At 56.1% G+C, this 20,311-nt stretch carries 16 protein-coding genes; 9 read left to right on the top strand and 7 right to left on the bottom strand.

What is annotated here, in order from left to right; all coding sequences use genetic code 11:
• Positions 1-6: 6 nt before the first annotated feature.
• From HMPREF1992_RS04440 to HMPREF1992_RS04405, 8 genes are all read left to right on the top strand, one after another.
• Entirely contained in the window at positions 7-2,724 is a 2,718-nt protein-coding gene (locus HMPREF1992_RS04440; protein ID WP_021684653.1) for a hypothetical protein, read from the top strand.
• On the top strand, positions 2,681-4,174 hold the full coding sequence (locus HMPREF1992_RS04435; protein WP_196801386.1) for a hypothetical protein: 1,494 nt from the start codon (positions 2,681-2,683) through the stop codon (positions 4,172-4,174). The genes HMPREF1992_RS04440 and HMPREF1992_RS04435 overlap by 44 nt, the downstream gene beginning before the upstream one ends.
• A complete protein-coding gene (locus HMPREF1992_RS04430; RefSeq protein WP_021684651.1) occupies positions 4,161-5,057 on the top strand; it encodes a lipopolysaccharide assembly protein LapB in 897 nt (298 codons plus the stop codon). The genes HMPREF1992_RS04435 and HMPREF1992_RS04430 overlap by 14 nt, the downstream gene beginning before the upstream one ends.
• Positions 5,054-7,789 (top strand): glycosyltransferase, encoded by a 2,736-nt coding sequence (locus HMPREF1992_RS04425; RefSeq protein ID WP_021684650.1) that lies wholly within the window; start codon positions 5,054-5,056, stop codon positions 7,787-7,789. The genes HMPREF1992_RS04430 and HMPREF1992_RS04425 overlap by 4 nt, the downstream gene beginning before the upstream one ends.
• A gap of 168 nt (positions 7,790-7,957) precedes the next feature.
• A complete protein-coding gene (locus tag HMPREF1992_RS04420) occupies positions 7,958-8,158 on the top strand; it encodes a cold shock domain-containing protein (RefSeq protein ID WP_009656948.1) in 201 nt (66 codons plus the stop codon).
• 197 nt (positions 8,159-8,355) lie between these two features.
• Positions 8,356-8,901, top strand: a complete 546-nt coding sequence (gene hpf, locus HMPREF1992_RS04415) for a ribosome hibernation-promoting factor, HPF/YfiA family (protein ID WP_037358562.1) — start codon at positions 8,356-8,358, stop codon at positions 8,899-8,901.
• A 121-nt stretch (positions 8,902-9,022) separates the two neighbouring features.
• Complete coding sequence (locus tag HMPREF1992_RS04410; protein ID WP_021684648.1) at positions 9,023-10,312, top strand: PepSY domain-containing protein; 1,290 nt, start codon at positions 9,023-9,025, stop codon at positions 10,310-10,312.
• Between the two features lie 49 nt (positions 10,313-10,361).
• A complete protein-coding gene (locus HMPREF1992_RS04405) occupies positions 10,362-13,025 on the top strand; it encodes a cation-transporting P-type ATPase (RefSeq protein WP_037358561.1) in 2,664 nt (887 codons plus the stop codon).
• A gap of 252 nt (positions 13,026-13,277) precedes the next feature.
• Here HMPREF1992_RS04405 and HMPREF1992_RS04400 read toward each other — a convergent pair whose 3' ends face one another.
• The 3 genes from HMPREF1992_RS04400 to HMPREF1992_RS04390 all read right to left on the bottom strand — a co-directional run bounded on the left by HMPREF1992_RS04400 (position 13,278) and on the right by HMPREF1992_RS04390 (position 15,818).
• Positions 13,278-14,165, bottom strand: coding sequence for a radical SAM protein (locus HMPREF1992_RS04400; RefSeq protein ID WP_037358560.1), 888 nt, complete (start codon positions 14,163-14,165; stop codon positions 13,278-13,280).
• 109 nt (positions 14,166-14,274) lie between these two features.
• On the bottom strand, positions 14,275-15,042 hold the full coding sequence (locus HMPREF1992_RS04395) for a DeoR/GlpR family DNA-binding transcription regulator (RefSeq protein ID WP_037358559.1): 768 nt from the start codon (positions 15,040-15,042) through the stop codon (positions 14,275-14,277).
• A 389-nt stretch (positions 15,043-15,431) separates the two neighbouring features.
• Complete coding sequence (locus HMPREF1992_RS04390) at positions 15,432-15,818, bottom strand: GtrA family protein (protein WP_021684644.1); 387 nt, start codon at positions 15,816-15,818, stop codon at positions 15,432-15,434.
• A gap of 32 nt (positions 15,819-15,850) precedes the next feature.
• Between HMPREF1992_RS04390 and HMPREF1992_RS04385 the strand changes: the two genes are divergently transcribed.
• The gene (locus HMPREF1992_RS04385) at positions 15,851-16,891 is read left to right on the top strand and encodes an FAD:protein FMN transferase (protein ID WP_021684643.1); all 1,041 of its coding nucleotides are present in this window, start codon (positions 15,851-15,853) and stop codon (positions 16,889-16,891) included.
• Positions 16,892-16,954: 63 nt separating this feature from the next.
• Here the strand turns inward: HMPREF1992_RS04385 and HMPREF1992_RS04380 are convergent, their stop codons facing one another.
• The 4 genes from HMPREF1992_RS04380 to HMPREF1992_RS04365 form a co-directional block, all read right to left on the bottom strand.
• On the bottom strand, positions 16,955-17,599 hold the full coding sequence (locus HMPREF1992_RS04380) for a CBS domain-containing protein (protein ID WP_037358558.1): 645 nt from the start codon (positions 17,597-17,599) through the stop codon (positions 16,955-16,957).
• Between the two features lie 248 nt (positions 17,600-17,847).
• Complete coding sequence (locus tag HMPREF1992_RS04375) at positions 17,848-18,585, bottom strand: ABC transporter ATP-binding protein (protein WP_021684641.1); 738 nt, start codon at positions 18,583-18,585, stop codon at positions 17,848-17,850.
• 1 nt (position 18,586) lies between these two features.
• Positions 18,587-19,357 carry an ABC transporter ATP-binding protein gene (locus HMPREF1992_RS04370; RefSeq protein WP_021684640.1) on the bottom strand — a complete coding sequence of 257 codons (771 nt, stop codon included), beginning with the start codon at positions 19,355-19,357 and terminating at the stop codon, positions 18,587-18,589.
• Positions 19,357-20,307: a branched-chain amino acid ABC transporter permease gene (locus HMPREF1992_RS04365; protein WP_021684639.1), complete on the bottom strand. Its 951-nt coding sequence runs from the start codon at positions 20,305-20,307 to the stop codon at positions 19,357-19,359. Before HMPREF1992_RS04365 ends, HMPREF1992_RS04370 begins: the two co-directional genes overlap by 1 nt.
• Between the last annotated feature and the right edge of the window lie 4 nt (positions 20,308-20,311).

Below are 20,311 nucleotides of genomic sequence, written 5' to 3'. Positions count from 1 at the left end.
GAGGCAATGAAGAAAAAAGAGAGAAAACGCGAGGGGACAGTGGTGCCCTATGCCGACCGAAGGATTCGCCTGGGCTATCTTTCCTCCGATCTAGGGGGCGGACGTCTGAGGGATTTACTGCCTGTGTTCTTTTTCTCCTACGATCGTTCGCGTTTTGATGTCTATGCGTATCATACAGGGATTGGCGGTGATACCACCCCTTTTGCCCAGGGAGTGACCCTGCGCGAGATTGGGGATACCACACCGGAGGAAGCGGCAGAGATTATCCGTCGGGATGAGATTGACCTGTTGGTAGATCTCTCGCTGCGCACGCCGGACGATCGTATTCATGCCATTATGCAGAGGCGGCCCGCACCACATATTGTCTCACTCGCTGCTGACTGTCCGCAGGACCTTGCGATGTCCTTGCCTGCAGTCGAGGGGCATGCGACCTTCGGACATTGTTATACGCCGTTTCATCGTGTACAGTGCTACACCTGCCGTGCACCTCTTTGTGATGACGATATACCGACGATTGGCATTGCGGGGGAGCTGGGCGAGGGGCGGCAGGCGTCGCTCATCACGCTTCTTGCAGGTGTGCTGCATCATCTTCCTGCCATTCGTTTGATTCTGCCTGCGTGCATCGGGGCAGCGTTGTCCGAGGAGGATGCTGCACGGCTTGCGGCGGCAGGATCGGAGGCGGCAGTGCTCGAGCTGGTCGATGAGCTTCCCTATGATCGCCTTGATCTTGTGTGTGGTGTTGATGTTGATCTCCTGGATGTTTGTCATGCAGCCGATCACTCTGTCCCACTCATCACAGCCGTTGATTTTGTCCATGGACAGCATGCGCTTTGCCTGATGCAGCAGTTAGGGCTGCCGCTGACCGCAAGTGAGAGCGAACTTCCCGCAGAAATTTGCCGCCTTCTTTCGTGTTTGCCGCAGCTTTCAGAACTTCACGAGAATCTGCACTGGCGCCTCTTTGATGCCTTTGATGCTGGTGCGGTGCTGTTTTCCGTGGAGCGAGCTTACTCCCGTATTCTTGTGAGGGGGCAGCAGGATAGGCGTGGAGAACTTGCAGCAGCGCTCTCCGATGCTGCTGCCCATGAGCACTGGGGGCGTGTGATCTCTGCGGCACATGCCTTGGACAGCATGGAATGTCTCCTGCCTGAGGAGCGTATGAGCCTTGCGTGGGCATATTTTTTCACCGATCAGGTGACGCTTGCAGGACGTTGGGCGCTCGCGGCGGAAGGCGTCGGACGTGACCGTGAAGCCGCGCGCATCTATCTGTCTGTCATCAGCAAAACACCGCCTGGAACAGGCAGGGAGATCTATGAGCGCGCATATGATGGACTGCAGCGCATCGAGGAGGGGCTGCCCGCCGTGTCGGAGGTGCGGTCGGTGCTGCTGAAGACCTGCATAAACTATGTGGGCCTTGTTCATGGACCCGAAATGGCTGCGGTGTATGCGCGTCAGTATGCGGCCGAGGCAACGGACATTGCATTGTCCCGCTTCTACTACGGTGCCAGTCTTTTTCAACTCAATGCGCTGGATGTGCCTCCATCAGAGGTCTATCAAAAAAGCCTGCACTATGGTTCACTTTTTTCCGACGTATCGCAGTACTCTCATGCAAATCGTCAAAGAAGAAAAAAAATACGGATCGGGTATATCTCCGGGGATTTTCGAGAGCATGTCATGCAGTATTTCATATGGCCATTTCTCGCAGGCTTTGATCAGAATTCCTTTGAGGTCTATGTTTATAGCCTCGGTGCATCCGATCAGTTCTCGGAATTCTTTCGAAGCCTTGTGACGCAGTGGCGTGACCTCTCGGATGATGCACGTAATATGGAGCTTGTTGCTGGTGCGATCCATGCAGATGAGATCGACATCCTCTTTGATCTCTCGGGGCACACAGCCGGCTCGGGACTCGCTGCGCTTGCGTGGAAGCCTGCACCTGTCCAGATCTCCGGTCTCGGCTATATGGCGACGACGGGGCTGCCGACGGTCGATTACTTTGTGACGGATCACTACTGCGACCCGGAGGGCAGCGGCAGCGAATCCGTTTATGTTGAAAAATTACTGCGCCTGACGAGTCAATTCTGCTATAATGGACATATCAATCTGCCTGCAGCGATGGAAACGCCTGCACGTACGAAGGGGTATATACAATTTGCCTCGTTTAATCAATATCGCAAACTGAGGGACCCCATGCTTGCTGCGTGGAGAGAGATTATGGAGCGCGTGCCGGAATCTCGTCTGTTGCTGAAAAATGGTGCGTATGGGCAGAGAGGTGTTGTGGCGGCGGCGCATGAGCGGATGAAAAATCTCGGCTTTGATATGAGCCGCGTGATGTTCGAGCCAGCGACAAAGGACTATATGCTGCGCTATCTCGATGTGGATATCGCACTTGATACCTTTCCGTGGCCGGGCGGCGGTACGACCTGTGATGCACTCTACATGGGAGTTCCTGTCGTGTCGTACTATACGGCACGACACAGCACGCGCTTCACTTACAGCCTGCTGGCGAATATTGGCCTCGCTGATCTTGCCTCGGAGCGTATCGAGGACTACATTGAGACTGCGGCGGCGCTCGCTGGAGATCTCGATCTGCTCGATGCTCTGCACAGAGAGATGCGCGATCGAATGAAGGCATCGCCCGTCATGGATCAGGAGCGCTATATTCGTGAGATGGAGGAGTGCTATCGTGCGATCTGGGCAGCGTGGCAAGCAGAGCAGACATCCGGATGAATGCCTGCTCTCTGCCGTGAAGAAAGCAATTGCAGCAGGGCAGACAGAGAAAGCACTCTGCCGTCTGCAGGCGGCGGAGGAAAGCGGCTCTTGCCCCGAGGAACGCCGCTGGGAACTGCATGAGCTGATGGGGCAGCTCTTCTTTTGGAATGCTGACCTGAAGAACGCTTTGCCGCATCTGCGCATGGCGTGGGAGCTGCCGCGCACAGATCAGGCAGCACGTCTCGCAGCGCTCAGCGACTATCTCATGTATCTCCACTATGCGGAGAACGTGACAGATGAGGAGATGCGCAGCGCACATGCGCTCTATGCGGAGATGCTTGGTGAACTGCCGCTGTTCAAGCACGAGAAGCGGCCGCGGCAAAAGCTGCGTATCGGCTATCTTTCGCCGAATCTGACCGATCATATCGTGCTGAACTTTTCCATTCAGCTCTTTTCTGCCTATGACCGTACACATTTCGAGGTGTTTCTCTACGATGCGGGCGGGCAGCATTCAGACGTGACGGCGTGGGTGGCCGAGATGACAGATCGCTATACCGATCTTTCGAAGGACACGCCTGCGGAGGCAGCGGCGCGCATCCATGCAGACAGTGTGGATATCCTATTCGACCTTGCCGGTCACTCAGCTGGTGGGAAAACGCTGCAGATTGCCGCATACAAACCGGCACCGGTCCAAATTTCGGGCATTGGATACTTCGATACGACGGGACTGCCTGCGATGGATTACTTTCTGGGCGACCCCCACTGTGACCCGTCGGGCACGGAGCGCCTATTTGCGGAGGATATTCTGCGGCTGCCGCAGACGCATCTCTGCTTTACGCCGTCGGAGCGGTTTCAGCCCTACGAGCATCTGCATCGTACACCGCATGCTCCCGTAGTATTTGGGAGTTTTAACAACTTTGCGAAGATCACGGATGGGACGCTCGGCCTCTGGGCAGAGATCCTGCGTAGGGTGCCGGATGCGCGACTCCTGCTCAAGAATGTTCATCCGCGTACGGCGGCTCTGGATCATATGCGCCTGCGCGCAGAACAGGCGGGGATCGATCTCGGTCGACTCATACTGCGTCCGGGGGAAAAGGACTACCTCAGCGACTATCTCGATGTGGACATCATCCTTGACACATATCCGTATCAGGGAGGCGGGACGACCTGTGAGGCACTCCTCATGGGGCTGCCCGTCATAACGATGGCGGGGACGCGGCACGGGGCTCGCTTTGGCGCAAGTCTCCTGCATAATGTGGGGCTGAATGAACTCGTTGCAGAGAATCCAGCGGCGTATGTCGAGTACGCTGTGGGGCTTGCTCGTGATCCAGAGCTGCTCGCGGCGCTGCATACGGCGATCCCGCGTATGATGCGGGCATCGCCGCTCATGGATGCAAATGCCTACGTTCGTGCCGTGGAGGCGGCATATGAAATGATATGGGAGCGATACCTCAATGAAGAAGCGTAAGCAAAACCGTGCAGAGCGCACGCGCAGAAAACGTGCACGACGGGAAGAAAAGCGAAATGTGAAAGGAACGATGACGATGGCAGAGAAGAAGATTGCAACGATCGAGCAGATTCGCGCACATATGAAGAAAAAGGAGTATGCAGAGGTGATTAACACCTTTGCCGACATGCTGGAGCAGGGGAATCCTCCAGAGGAGTGCTTCGGGGATGTCGCGCGCGCCTATTTTGAGCTGGGTGACTATACGCGTGCTGCGAGTTGGGTGACGAATACACTCTCAAAGGATCCGAGCAACATCGAGATCCGCATGCTCCTTGCTCGTATCTGTCAGCGTGAGAAGCGTGCAGATGATGCGCTGAAGCTTTATGAACATATCCTTGCGGTGCACAGCAAGGCGCTCTCTGATGAACAGCGTGAGGAGATCAAGCGTTTGGCGAGGCTCGATGCACAGCTGCATTCCGATCAGACGCGTGCAGCGTATCCGCACATTGCAGATCTGTTGGGCCTTGGCACTTCGGTGGAGGCGGCGGCTGCTCCTTCGCCGGCCGTACCAGCCTCGGCAGCATCCCAGCGTGTGGGTGCTGATTTGAAAAAGAAATCGGTCGATGCGGCGGCAATGGCGGCAGAGATTCTCAGCAAACAGATCCGTCCGCAGGAGAAATGCCGTGCGCTCAATGCCTTTGCGGGCGTTGCGTACATGGACGGCGACTACGCGGGGGCGAAGCTCCTGCTCATGGAGACCATTCAGCTCGATCCGGGCAACATTGATGCCCTTCGAAATATGGCGCTATTGCTGCATGAGATGGGCGATCATGAGAAAGCAATTGCTCTGGCGGCAAAGATGCGTAAGACCGATTTCCTACTCCTGCGCGCACTGAAATCATGAGTGCGCTCAGCATTATCATCGCAGCAGTCGAGGATGCGGATTACCTGCGCGCCTCGGCAGAGGCTGCATGTGATGCAGCAGCTGCCCTTCACATGGGGGCAGAGCTGCTGGTCGTCTCATCTGCAGAGATGGAACGGGATGTGCAGCGGAGTCTGCAAGGTCTGCCGCTCCGTTTCTGCGTATCTGATGAGAGCGGAGCGGCAGCTCTATGGAACTGCGGTGCCGCATCCGCCTCAGGAGCGAGCCTGCTCTTTGTACGGGAGGGCGTCATCCTGACGGCAGAGGGGCTGCAGAAGCTGCTTGAAACACTCCTGTTGGACGAAAAAATTGCTGCCGTTGGCCCCTTATCCAATCGCACGGTGTTCTCCTGGCAGTATTTGAAAGCAGAGGAGATGGCAGCGAAGGGGGAAGACCCCAGTGCATGGGTGCGAAAGCATCTCACGAGTCCGTCTGAGAGCTTGTTTCTCGAGGACTTCGCACTGCTCATACGTCGCTCAGCCTTTGTCCGACTGCATGGTTTTGATGAGCTGTTTACGGGCGGAGGAGCGGATCTTGACCTCTCGTTCCGTTTGAAATATGAGGGCTTTTACCTCCTGCGCGTTCCTGTCTATCTTGCCCATAGGGGGGCGGGACAGTGTGAGCTCTTTGATCTGACACGCTCCGAAGCACGTCTCCTCCTTATGGAGCGGTGGGGCATCGACATCGGTTTGCCAGAGACGATTCTGCAGCAACCACTGGGCACAATTGTGTGGGCGCACAATCTCCCGCTCATTCATGCAACGGCGCGCACGGCGCTTCTGAAGGCGCCGCTCGTCAGCATCATGATCCCGACGTACAACCGGCCGGAATATTTCCATGAGACACTTGAGAGTGCTCTTGCACAGACCTATCCGAATATTGAGGTCATTGTCTGTGACAACTCGACGAACGAGCGCACAGCGGAGCTGATGCAGGACTATCGGGATGATGTGCGTGTACGCTATGTGCGGAATAAGAACGCACACAGCAAAGAAGAAAACTTTATGCCGTTTGAACACCTAGCGCAGGGAGAGTTCCTGCAGTGGTGCATGGACGATGATATTCTCCTGCCGGATAAGATCACGCTGATGGTGGATGCGTTTCTATCCGAACCGACGGCGGCCCTCGTTACCTCGGTGCGCGGAATCATTGATGGGAACGGAGATTTCATCGGACAGTGGACGGATGTTCCGCCCGTTTACGATACATATAGTGTCTTTCCGGGAGCGGATCTCGGTCATGCAATGCTCGCGTTCTGCAGTAATTTTTTGGGCGAACCATCGGCCGTCCTCTTCCGGCGTCGTGATCTGACACATCACTATTGGCGTGCCCAATCACGCGGATATCAGACGATCTCGGCCTGTGCCATGTGGCTGGAGCTCCTTGAAAAGGGCGATGCAGTCATTTTCAGCAGACCGCTCAGTCTCTTCCGTCAGCATGACGGACAGGAGGGACAGCTGCCGGATACGATTGTCCTCAGCCGCATTGAATGGCGGCGTCTGATTGAGGACTACTGGCGAAAGCGTGTATTTTTGACGAAAGAAGAGGACCATCGGGCGGTGCTGCGTAAATTGGAGGAAGATCGCACGCAGATCGCCCCCTTGCTCTCGCGTGTATCTCCTGCACTGCGTCAGGAATATGAGGCCGCACTGCCTGATATTCATGTCATTATGATGAATCGCGTGGAGGGGTGCGCACCTGTTCGCCTCGATGCTCCTCTGCAGCGCCTCCGTGAGCGCGGCATCATTTCTCTGAGTGGATGCACCAATCCTGGCGATGAAGGGATCGAGCTGGATGAGATCGGCGATCTGCATGACAGCATCATCCTCCTCGAGCGTGCCGTTATTCGTCCGGAGCCTTGGCTGCATGATCTCCTGACAGCACATGCAGGCCGCGGAAATGTCCTGCTCCAGGAGATTGACGATCATCCGCGGATCACGTCTGCAGTCGAGGAGGGGAACTTTTTCTGCTTCCGTGCTGTCACAGCCCTACAGACCTCGACCAAGTATCTGGCAGACTACCTGAGGGAGTTCAATCCATACATCTATATCTTTGAGAATCAGCTGGAGCAGCTCCCAGAGAAGCGCACGTATGACGCATCGACCGATCGAGTGACGATCTTCTTCGGTGCGCTGAACCGCCGCCCCGATTGGGAGCCGCTGATGCCGGCGATCAACAAGGCGATCCGACGGTATGGCGATCGCCTCTTCTTCCGCGTTGTCTCGGATCATGGATTCTATGAGGCACTTCAAACGAAGGCGAAGGAGTTTACCGGCGGCGTGAGAGATGCATCCATCGTTGCCCCCTATGAGCGCTACACGGCAGCTCTGCATGCCTCGGACATTGCACTACTGCCGCTGCGCGACACGGAGTTCAACCGTGGTAAATCCGATCTCAAGTTCATCGAGGCGGCGGGGCATGGCGCGGCGGTACTCGCATCCCCAACGGTCTATGCGGGATCCGTGCGCGATGGAGAGACAGGCATGATCTGCCATAGTCCTAAGGCGTTTGCTGAGAAACTGGACCTCCTCATTCAGCGTGCCGATCTCAGACGTACGATCGCGGAGAATGCCTACCGCTATGTTGCGGAGCATCGGCTCCTTGACCAGCACATTGATGCCTATATCGCGGCCTATCGGGAGCTGATGCAGCGGCGCGAGGAGCTTGAACGTGCGCGGTCTGCGCGCGTGGAGAAGTTTTTCCCGCACCGTTGAGACCTCTTGCCGCGCGCATCAACGCAGCGAAATCCTTCTTTTTCGCCTTGTTTCGTTTTCTCCCATTGACAGTCGTACATACGGCTCTTATAATAAGGAGAAGCATACGTGCGATATAGGAGAAACACTGATTTTAGAGCTTTCTCCACCAGAGAAAGGAGAGCCGATATGACGGGCAAAGTGAAATGGTTCAGCGCGGATAAGGGATATGGATTTATCTCCCGCGAGGACGGCGATGATGTATTCGTCCATTTTTCCTCGATCCAGGGTGAGGGCTACAAAACCCTCAGCGAAGGACAGGAAGTGGAGTTCGAAATCGTCGAGGGTGCGCGCGGTCCCCAGGCGGACAACGTCGTAAAAAAAGAATAGCGGATCAGATTTGAAAAGCCCGGCTTACACAGCGGGCTTTTTCATTTGCATCAAGATCTGAGCAGGGCACAAAGAAAAATCAGAATTTAGGGAAAAACGATTCTTTTGCAGGTTTTTTTCTGCTCATGTCGAAATACATAGATAAAAGGGGAGTGGAAGATAAGATCGCTCCCGTGGATAGAAAGGGGCTGTGTCTCATGGCTGCATTCACGATTCGGGGAAAGAATGTCGAGGTTACACCGGCGCTGCGTGACTATGTGGAGAAGCGGGTCGGCAAGATCACGAAGTATTTCGAGGACATCGGGGATATCTCAGTACTTCTCTCGGTGGAGGGGAAGCATCACAAGGTAGAGGTAACGGCTCCCATCGTGCGTGGTGTCCTGCTGCGCGGCGAGGAGCATTCGGAAGATATGTACAGCTCCATTGACCTCGTGATCGAGAAGCTGGAGCGTCAAATTCGAAAGCAGAAGACGAAACTCGAGCGACGGTTCCGTCACGGCGGCTTCAAGGCCGAGGCGGTTGAGACATTCGTACAGCCGATACCTGAGGAGGACGACATATTCCCTGTTGTCAAGACGAAGCATTTTGCCGTCCAGCCGATGGATGTGCAGGAGGCGATCATGCAGATGAACCTGCTGAATCACCGCTTCTTCGTTTTCCGCAATGCGGAGACGGAGGAGGTCAATGTGGTATACAGCCGTAATGACGGAAAATACGCCTTGATCGAGATTGAGAAAGGCTGACGAGTAAGAGGGGGACGACTGCGCGGCACTGCGCAGCCGTCCTCTTTTTTGTATCCCGTTTTCATGCGTTTTGTGTTATGATAGGGGTGGTAAAATCTCTTTATGAATTGAGGGCAATTGTATGCGAAAAATCTATGTCATTCATCAGTGGGTCAGTCTCATCTGTGCGCTTTTTCTGCTGCTGCTGACACTGACGGGGCTGCCGCTCATGTTTCGCGGTGAGATCAACGCGTGGAATACGGTGAACATGCCGGAGCGGGGAGAACCCATGCCTCTTGCGGAGATCTGGCAGGCGCTGCCTGCGGGAACAGATGCCGTGACGCGTGCGTTCCCATCTAAGGAGATCCTTGCTGTTACGCCGGATGGGGCGGATGGAACCCTCTACTTTCTCGTCAAGGATCCGAGCAAACAGGCGACACGCTCCCATATGCGCATGGGCGGCGAACAGATTATGTACGATGTGCGGACGGGGACGGTGTTCAACCGCACAGATCGCGTATACCGCTCGGAGACGCTGCACTCGTTCATGCACACAATGCACGTCCTTCATGTCCGTATGGGCATGGGAACGGAGGGGCGTGACTTCCTCGCCTTCATGTGCGTGCTCTCGATCTTCTCTGTCATCAGCGGTGTCTATCTCTATCTGCCGATGATGAAGAAGCTCTCCTTCGGTACCCTGCGCAAAAAGACACATCGGCTCTTCTGGTCGGATTGGCATAAATTTGCCTCCGTATTTGCGGGTGTTTGGACCATTGCCATGTGCGTGAGCGGCATCTTTATCGTCCTCTACTCCATGGGGATGCGGGACTATCACCGAACGGCGCATGAGATGGCGGCGGAGCACTTCACGGGCATGCAGACGGAGAATGTAATCCCCGCGACTGAGGCACTGGCGCAGATCGAAGCTGCTTACCCGAAAAAAGAGGTCATCTCCCTGAGGCTTCCCGCGACACCAAAGGAACTATATATATTCCAGCTCGCAGATCCGACGGCACGCCCCACCGACTTCCAGCTGGGAGAGCAGGCATACCTTCCGGCAGGCGGCGGTGATCCCCTTTTTGTGCCGGTAGCTCCATGGCTGACGATGGCACAGTTTTTCCTGAATATCCACATCCATACGCATGAGATGCTCGGTACAAAGATGATTTGGGTGTTCTTTATCCTTACGACGGCAGGGATGATCCTCACGGGTATTTTCCTCTGGCTGACACGCTGGAGGAGCCGCATCTCTGCAGCGGTCGAGGATATTGTGCACGAGCGTGCGAATTCCTCGTGGGAGGAGCTGGCGCGCATTACGGGGATCACCCTTATCATGCTCATCGCACCGCTCTATGGGGAGCTTGGGGAGAAGATAGCGTTTGCACTTGGGGTCTATTTGGTTGTTTATTTTGTACGTACATTGCGTGGATAGTATCTTGCATGGGGCTGGAACTGTCAGGGGGTAGAAAAGGGGAGATGGATTGAGATTCACCGGACTCACGTCGGCAGAGGCGCAGGCATCGCGCCGACAATATGGCACCAATTCGATCCCCGAGCCTGCGTGGATGACCTTCGGACAGGCCTTTCGAGAGACGTTCCGCGATCCGATGATCCGGATCCTGCTCGTGATGGTCGTACTCATGATCGCAATGTACTTCGCCGGATATGCGGAGATCTATGAGCCAGTCGGCACGATCGTGACAGTTATCCTCGTAGCGACGGTCACGGCGCGGACGAATGTGGCAAGCGATACGGAGTATCGCGCACTGCGGGCGTGTTCGGCAAAGGATACAGCGAAGGTCTGCCGCGACAGAGGCCTTGTCGTTCTGCCTGTGGATGAGATCGTCGTGGGCGATCATGTGATCCTGCAAGGGGGGAACAAGATCCCGGCGGATGGGGTACTCGTCGCGGGTGATCTGCGCGTGAACAATGCGGCACTGAACGGCGAGACGGAGGAGTGTCCGAAAATCCCTGCGGATAAATCCTATATTTTTCCAACAGAGGTCACGGGGGATACCTTCGTCGATGATGCGACACTGTTTCGCGGCACTGTTGTCTTTGACGGCGAGGGCGTGATGGAGGTGCAGCGCGTCGGTGTGCACACGATGATGGGCCAGATGGCGGCGGAGATGCAGGTGCGCGAGCCGGACTCGCCGCTGCAGGTGAAGCTCGCAAAGCTCGCAGATCAGATCTCCGCATTCGGCTATATCTCAGGAATCGCTATTATCTCCCTCTACATGATGTTCTTTGCCTTGCGTGCCGGCGGCCTCCAGGACTATGTCATGCTGGGATGGAGCCAGGTCTTCGTGGATTTCATCCAGGCGGTCTCACTTGCAATCCTCATCATTGTCTGTGCCGTACCTGAGGGGCTGCCGCTCATGATCTCTCTCGTGCTTATGCAGAACACGAGCCGCATGCTTGCACGCGGCGTTCTCGTCCGCCGTGCCGTCGGCATTGAGACAGCAGGCTCGCTGAACATCCTTTTCAGTGACAAGACGGGCACCATCACGGGGGGGAAGCTCGAGGTTGTAGAATTCTTTACGGCAGATGGTCACGTCATCGTGCCGGAGGAGCATGCCCTTCTGCATGAAAAGCTGAAGCTGGCGATCGGGATGAACTCCGCCGCCATGTACGACGAACGCGGCAATGTGATTGGAGGCAATCCGACGGATCAGGCCGTCATGCGATTCCTCGGTGTGGAGACCTATCGCACGATGCAGGAGAATGAGAACTACCGCGTGGGGCAGCGGCAGACCTTCAACTCGACGAATAAATTCAGTCAGGCAGAGCTGCCTGTGCGCGGCACCGTCGTCTACAAGGGGGCACCCGAGGCACTTCTTGCACGGGCGAAATATGCGCTGCGGGAGGATGGTCAGATTGCCCCCTTTGACGAAGCTGCGCTCGACGAAAAAATAAACACCTACGCAGCGCGTGCAATGCGCGTGCTGGCATTTGGGTACTCGGAGCAGCCCTTTCGGAAGAACGAGATCAATGCGGATGTTGTTCTCATCGGATTTGCTGCGATTCGTGACGATGTGCGGCCTGAGGCGCGCGCGGCGATCACTGAGGTTCAATCCGCAGGTGTGCAGGTCGTCATGGTAACAGGCGACCGCCGTGAGACCGCCGTTGCGATTGCGCACGATGCGGGGCTTCTGCGTGCAGACAGTGATCTCGTTCTCACAAGCAATGAGCTCGCCCAGATGAATGATGCGGAGGTGCAGCGCATCCTGCCGCAGCTGCGTGTCATCGCACGTGCTCTGCCAACGGACAAGTCGCGCATCGTGCGCCTCTCTCAACAGATGAATCTCGTCGTCGGTATGACGGGGGATGGGGTCAACGATTCTCCGGCGCTGCGGCGCGCCGATGTCGGCTTTGCCATGGGGAGTGGGACGGAGGCGGCGCGCGATGCGGGGGACATCGTCATTCTCGACGACAATTTCCGCTCCATCAAGGATGCGATCCTCTACGGGCGTACGATCTACAACAACATCCTGAAGTTCTGCCGATTCCAGCTCGTCATCAATATTGCGGCTGTCGTCGTGAGTGCCGCTGCGCCCTTCTTTGGGATCATCGAACCCCTGCGCGTGACGCATCTTCTCTTTATCAACCTCGTCATGGACAGTCTGGGGGCGATCATGCTCGGCAATGAGCCAGCACATGAGAGCTATATGCGCGAGAAGCCGCGCAGGCGTGATGCGAACCTGATCAGTCCTGCGATGACTGTGCAGATCATATGGATGGGCGTATGGCTCATTCTGCTCAGCTTCTTCTTCCTCACAGATGCGCGTGTTGCCGCTGTTTTCGGAGAGACAAAGGAACACTATACGGCGTACTTCCTGCTCTTCGTACTTGCCTCCCTCATGAATGGATTCAATGTGCGTTCCACGGGCTTTGGCATCTTTCGCGGACTCGGCGAGAATATCGGCTTTGTCAAAGTATGGGCGATGATCGTCCTCATCATGGCGGCGATTATCAACGCACCGTACATCCCGCACGATATCGGCGCATGGATCGGCGGCATGTTCAGCTGCACGCCGATTCACGCGGGCGGATGGGCGCTGGTCTTCCTTCTTGCCGCGACCATGATTCCTGTGGATCTGCTGAGAAAGGCAGTGTGGAAGGGATTTGTGCGGGCGAGAGGGTGAATGACATGCTTGGTGTGGTTGAGGGAACCAATGACGTTATGCCGTGCATATGCGTAGAGCAGTGTGATGCCCATAAGCGAACCCTAGTGGAGTAAGTGAGTAAAGTGCGCGGCACGCTCCGTCGGATTTCTTTCGTTCAAGCGAAGCGCGTTTAAGAAGTCCGACGGTATTTAAGCGTACAAGCGCACGATCACTTGCGTAACTAAGCGTTCGCATTGGGTTCACACTGCTCCATTATAATATCGAATCTAATCACGCAAAATCGGGCACATATTGTGCGCCAACCGCCTCCGCGCCCTGCACATAGACGTGCTCCATCCCGAGGTCACGTGCCGCCGCGACCACACTCTCATACTCAAATGTTGTGAGGCGGCGGTGGAGCGGCGGGAACTCGGCGGCGCGGTAGAGCGGCGTATATTGCCGCATCAGACTGAGCTGGATGCGGTCGCCGAACGCATCCCACAGCCGCCGCACGAGGGCGATGCTCTCATGGCGGTGTCCCGGCAGCACGAGATGGCGGACGAGCACGCCGCGCAGAAGCTGTCCATCGGCACCAAAACGCACCGAGCCGACCTGTTCTGCCATTGCGTTGAGCGCTGCCCAGGCCGCTGCTGCATAGTCTGGCGCACACGAATAGAGACGTCCGCTTTCCTCCGTATCATACTTCAGATCGGGCAGATAGATATCCACTGCGCCCGCAAGCCGCATGATATTCTCCACCGTCTCATAGCCGCTTGTGTTCCAAACGATCGGGATATGCAGTCCGCGCGTTTTTGCAAGCGTGAGGGCATCGAGGATCTGCGGGGTGTAGTGCGTCGGCGTCACGAGATCAAGCGTTGCTGCGCCCGCGCGTTCGAGTGAGAGAAAGCGCGCGGCAAGCTCGTCCTCGTCCATCTCCGTGCCTTGCCCTTCATGGCTGATTTCGTGATTCTGGCAGTAAATACAGCGCAGCGTGCAGTGGGCGAAGAATACCGCGCCTGCGCCGTGCGTGCCGACCAGGCACGGCTCCTCCCATTCATGCAGCATCGTACGCGCAACGCGTACCGCACGGCCTGCGCCGCAGAACCCACGTGCGCCGGCATTCCGATTCACGCCGCAGCCGCGCGGGCAGAGCGTGCAGTGATCGAGCAGATCCTTCATATCATTCCCCCTTATATATTTTCGCACAAGAAAACCGAGACGGCAAGTGACCGTCCCGGTTTTTACAGTTCTTTCCAGCAAAGCAATACAATATACGATGATGTGATATTTACGGCAGTACGATATCCACACCGAGTTCTGCCGCCGCTGCACGGATGTCCGAAGGTGGTTCTGTATCCGTCACAAGGCCTGCAAGGGCGTTGAGCGGGGTATAGTCATAGTTGCCGTCCGTCGAGAGCTTTCGTGCCTCTGCTACTACGTAGGCACGTTTGCTGCGCGCAATGATGCGTGCCTTGTTCAGCCCGTCATCGATATCATAGGTGGACACACTGTTTCCCTTGACATCGACGCCGACTGCGCCGACAAACGCGATGTCGGGTTTGAGTTTGCCGATGAAATCCTGTGTCATGCCGCCCCAGAATCCATCGCGTCCGCGGTTGATCTGTCCGCCCGCAAAGATCAGCTCGATGCGCGGGTTGCGCGCGAGCACGCCGAGTACGTCGACCATGTTTGTTACAACCGTGAGATCGCGGTCACTCTTCATGAGAAGTTCGGCAATTGCAAGATTGCTCGTCGAGACATCGAGGAAAACCATGTCCTTGTCCTGGATAAGGGAGACGGCAGCCTGTGCAATGCGGCGTTTTGCCTCGACATCCATGTGACGATGACGGCTGACCTCGATCATGTGAACGCTCTGCGTCAGTTTCACGGCACCGCCATAGGTGCGCTTCAGTCGCCCCTGCCGCTCGAGCGACCCCAGATCCTTGCGGATACAATCCTCGGTTACCTTGAATTTGGCGCTGAGCTCTTTGACCTTGACCTTACCGTCACGCTCCACCATGCGGACGATGAGCTCCTGGCGCTCCTCGAGAAACATGATATTCACTCCCTTTACGCAGATGAAATTGACGATGCTCACATATCTGCGGTCAATGAGCCGTCTACCTTTTTTTTTAGTGTAACTCAAAATTGCTAAAATAGCAAGACAATTTTAGCTATTGAATTAAATTTATAAGAGTGAATTCATTACCTATATTCTATTATAATAGACAATATCCTCTATTTGGTATGGTTAAATTGGAATTACAAACAAAAACTGCCCATATTTACACTCTCTATGGGTCGGAAATACAGCTTTTCCAGCGACAACCGACCTATTTGCGAGAAGTATACATAGGGGCAGATATGATTATTTTATACTACGATGGAGTGCGTGATGGATAAAAGGCTTATTTGCCTCATGCAGCCGTGCGTGTTAGAATGATATTATTTACCAAGGACGGCACGGCGTTTGAGAACGTAGTTCCACACCATGACGATGCCGGCTGCGATGAGTTTTGCGATCATGTAGTAGATGCCAAAGAGATCGACGAGCATCCACATGAGGAGCTGATTGAGCCCCAGGCCTGCGATGCTTGAACCGAAGAAGAGCATCTTTGCGCGGTGCGTCTGTGTATTTGCGCCGCAAAAAACACAGACGAGGCAGAGCCAATAGTTGACAAAGACAGAGATGGTGAAGGAGACTCCTGCCGAGAGAAGGTAGTGAAGTCCGCCGTATTCGGTGAGGATGTAGAGCAGGCCGTAGTCGAGCACGAAGCATGCACCGCCGACAAGGATGAAGCGGGCAATCTCATAGAATCGGGAACGCGGCATAGAGCACCTCACATAAATCGAAAGGAATACATATGATACAAAGATTCTTTGCGTTGCTTAAAAATCCTGCCATCGTCATTTTCTGCGGTTCTCTCCTTCTCGGCGGATGCGGGGGCGTTGTGACGGCAGAGGAGACGCGTCTTGTGATGGGGACGGTGGCGCGGCTTGTTGTACGTGCGGATGAGATCACAGCGCAGGCTGCACTGCGCGATGGGCTTGCCGTGCTGACGCAGGTGGAGCGCGATGCGGACGGAGCATCTATCGCTGATATGGAGACGGCTGCGGGCACAGGAGGGTGGACGGAGATTTCACCCAGGCTCTATGAAACACTCTCGCTCGCGCAGCTGATTGCACGCCGTTCGGACGGTGCGTTCGATGTGACGGCGGGGACCCTCACAGAGCTCTGGGAACAGGCACGCACGGCGAAGGTTCCGCCGTCTGCGGCAGCGGTAGAGGAGGCGCGTGCACATGTCGGTTATGAATCACTCGAGCTGCGTGCAGTGGAGGAGGGGGAGCAAACAAAATACGAAGCACGTCTTATGAAAGCGGGGATGAAGATCGACTGCGGCGCACTCATCAAGGGCCTCGCCCTGGACAGCATTCATAACAGCTGGCAGAGCGCGCACATCACGAACGCGCTTGCCGACCTTGGGACGAGCTCGATTCTTGCCGTGGGAATGAATGAGGAGAGAGAACCTTGGCAGATCGGCCTCCGCAACCCGCGCGGAGCAGATCGTGCGGATATCATTGCCGTGCTGCCGCTCTCGAATGAGGTGCTTTCGGTATCGGGCGATGACGAACGGTACTTCATCTATGATGGACGGCGGTTTCATCATCTGATTGACCCCCGCACAGGATACCCCGCAGAGACGGGGCTTGCCTCCGCGGCGGTGATCTTGCCGCTGGGCGCAGATGATTTGCCCGCATGGCAGGGGCATATGGGCCTGCTCTCGGATATGCTCTCGACGGCGGTATTTGTGCTCGGCGCGGAGGAGGGGCGTGCTTTGCTTGCGGACTTTCCGCCCGTATTCGTCATCCTCATCGGGACGGATGGGAGAGTCCTTGGGGAGTGAAGAATTCCATACAAAAACTCTGCCGCAGCCAAAGCGGCAGAGTTTTTGTATGGATGAAGGTGTTCAGCCGAGCTGGATGACGTGGCTGACAGTGAATCCCTTCGACCAGAGGTGCTCCTTGACCGTATCCACATCGGGGATGTCGGCGCGGATGATGATCTGATAGGTGCCGCTTGGCTGCGGGAGGGTGACCATGCTGTCGATGCTGATGTCGAGATCGGCGAGGACGGTCGAGATGTCGCGCAGGACGCCCTTGCGGTCGGAGACGTCTATCGTGAGGCGCGTCTTGCCGCTGTCGAGACCCATGACGGCGATGAATGCCCTGAAGATGTCCGTGGAGGAGATGATGCCGACGAGCTTTCCAACCTCGGAGAGGACGGGCATACCGCCGATCTTCTCACGCGTCATGACGAGTGCCGCCTCCTCAATCGTCATCGTGTCCGTGACGGTGATGACGTCCTTCTGCATGACATCGGCGACCTTGATCTTCGAGAGCAGGGTGCGCATTTCAAAGCGATCGAGTGTGGTTGCCGTAGACGGCGAGGCCCGCAGGAGATCGCGATTCGTGAAAAAGCCGACGAGTTTTCCGTGCTCCACAACGGGGAGACGACGAAAATGGCCTTTATCCATGAGCTTTGCCGCCTCATCAATACCCATATCAGGGGCAATCGTGACGGGGTTCTTGGTCATACAGTCGGCAACAAACATAAATGCTTCCTCCTTGCCAATGGATACGTGCGATATATTCTCTAGTATTCGCGTTGATAGGGCAGTTCTCCTTCTTTTGTGGTACGGGAGAGAACGGCATCCCATCATGGCGCCCCTTCCACCATGCTGCGCATGGTTCCCCTCCCCCGTAGCGACGGGGGAGGCTTTGCACCACGGCATACTAGGGAATCGCTGATAAAATGAAGTCTGTCAGGTTGGTGCATCTTTTCCGCCCAATCTGCGCGATTTTATCCCCCCAGATAAGCTTTCCGCACATCCTCACTCGCCGCCAGCTCCTTTGCATCGCCCGAGAGCGTAATGCGTCCCGTCTCGAGGACGTAGGCGCGGTTCGCGATGGAGAGCGCCATATTCGCGTTCTGCTCGACGAGGAGGACCGTTGTGCCTGTCTTGTTGATGTCAACGATGATCGAGAAAATCTCCTTGATGAGGAGCGGCGCAAGTCCCATCGACGGTTCGTCGAGGAGCAGGAGGCGTGGGCGGCTCATGAGCGCGCGCCCCATCGCGAGCATCTGCTGCTCACCGCCCGAAAGTGTGCCTGCCTGCTGGGCGATGCGCTCCTTCAGGCGCGGGAAGCGCGTAAAGACCATCTCCATATCGGCGGCGATACCGTCCTTGTCACTGCGCGTGAACGCACCCAGCTCCAGGTTTTCAAGCACGGTCATCTCGGCAAAGATGCGTCGTCCCTCGGGGACCTGTGAGATGCCGGCACGCACAATCTCATGTGCGCCGGTATCTGCGATGCTTTTGCCCTCGAATTCGACGACACCGCTGCGCGGGGCGATCAGCCCCGAGATCGTGCGGAGCGTTGTGGACTTGCCCGCGCCGTTCGCACCGATGAGAGTGACAATCTCACCCTGGTTTACTTCCAATGACAGTCCCTTGAGCGCGTGAATTGCACCGTAGTAGACCTCCAGATCCGCCACGCGAAGCATGGGAGCAGTATTCGTCTTCGTTTCGTTTGCCATCTTACTCCTCCGCCCCCAGATATGCACGGATGACCTCGGGATTCGAGCGAATCTCCTCGGGTGTTCCGTTGGCAATGATTGCACCGTACTCGAGCACGTAAATGCGCTCGCAGATGCCCATGACAAGAGCCATATCGTGCTCAATGAGGAGGATCGTAATGCCGAACTCCCTCTTGACCCACCGGATCATCTCCATGAGCTCGAGTGTCTCCTGTGGGTTCATACCCGCCGCTGGCTCATCGAGGAGCAGGAGGCTTGGCTGTGCCGCGAGTGCACGTGCGATCTCAAGGCGGCGCTGTGCGCCGTACGGCAGATTTTTTGCCTTTTCCTGCGCCGTATCAGCGAGATGGAAGATCTCGAGCAGGCGATAGGCCTCCTCCTCCAGCTTCCGTTCCTCAGACCAGTAGCGCCCAACACGCAGTACCGACTCGATCAGCCCGTAGTTCATATGGCAATGGTAGGCGATCTTTACGTTATCGAGTACGGAGAGCTCGCCAAAGAGACGGATGTTCTGGAACGTGCGCGCGATGCCGCGCTCTGTGATCTGATTGGGCTTGAGGCCAACGATGCTCTTGTCCTTGAACATGATCTCGCCCGTGGTCGGCTGGTAGACGCCTGTAAAGAGGTTGAATGCCGTCGTCTTGCCCGCGCCGTTCGGTCCGATGAGGCCGAGAAGCTCGCCATTTTTGATGTGGACGTTAAAATCCACAATCGCCTTGAGGCCGCCAAAGACCATCGAGACGTCGGTCGCTGTGAGTAAATCCTTTGCCATTATGCCTCACCGCCTTTCTTGAAGAAGCGGCGCAGCGGCTGCATTGCTGTGACCTCGACGTAGCCGAAGAGACCCTGCGGACGGTAGAACATGAGCAGAATGAGGGCGATCGCATAGATGATCATGCGTGCATTCGGGAAGCTCGCAAGCGCTGCGGAGAGGAATGTGACGACGAGTGCGCCTGCAATGGAGCCGGTCATCGAGCCAAGACCGCCCATGACGACCATGATAAGGATGTTGAAGGACTGCATGAATGTGAACGAGGCAGGGCTGAGGATGTACATATTGTGTCCGAAGAGGACGCCCGCCAGTCCGGCGAAGAATGCACCGATGGTGAACGCGAGAACTTTGTATTTCGTCGTGTTGACGCCCATCGACTCCGCCGCAATCTCGTTCTCGCGAATCGCGAGGCAGGCGCGGCCGTGGCGCGAGTTCACAAAATTTTTGATTACAAAGAGGGTGATGAGCATCAGGAAGAAGACCCATGTGAAATTTGTGTGGTGGGCAATCCCCTTGAACCCCGCTGCACCGCCGATGTAGGGAACATTGATAATGATGATGCGGACGATCTCGCCGAGACCAAGCGTCGCGATGGCGAGATAGTCACCGCGCAGACGCAGCGTCGGCAGACCGATGAGTGCTCCCAAGAGACCCGCAGCAATGCCGCCTGCGAGGACAGCGAGGGGGAAGGGGACCTGGAAGTTGGTCGTGAGTACGACGCCGACGTATGCGCCGACTGCCATAAAACCGGCATGACCCAACGAAAACTGCCCGGTGTACCCATTGATCAGGTTGAGGCTTGCCGCAAGGATGATGTTGAGTCCGGCGAAGATGAGGTTCAGCTGCCAGAACGCATTCAGCATTCCCGCGCTCGTCAGCCCCATGATGATGCCGTAGATCACGAGGGCGACAATGAGCATTTTGAGATCGTTTTTCTGCAATATGTTCATAAAC

It is taken from the genome of Selenomonas sp. oral taxon 892 str. F0426 (genome assembly GCF_000468035.1).
In the GTDB taxonomy this organism is placed as follows: Bacteria; Bacillota; Negativicutes; order Selenomonadales; family Selenomonadaceae; genus Centipeda.
This window is presented reverse-complemented; position numbering and strand designations above follow the sequence as displayed.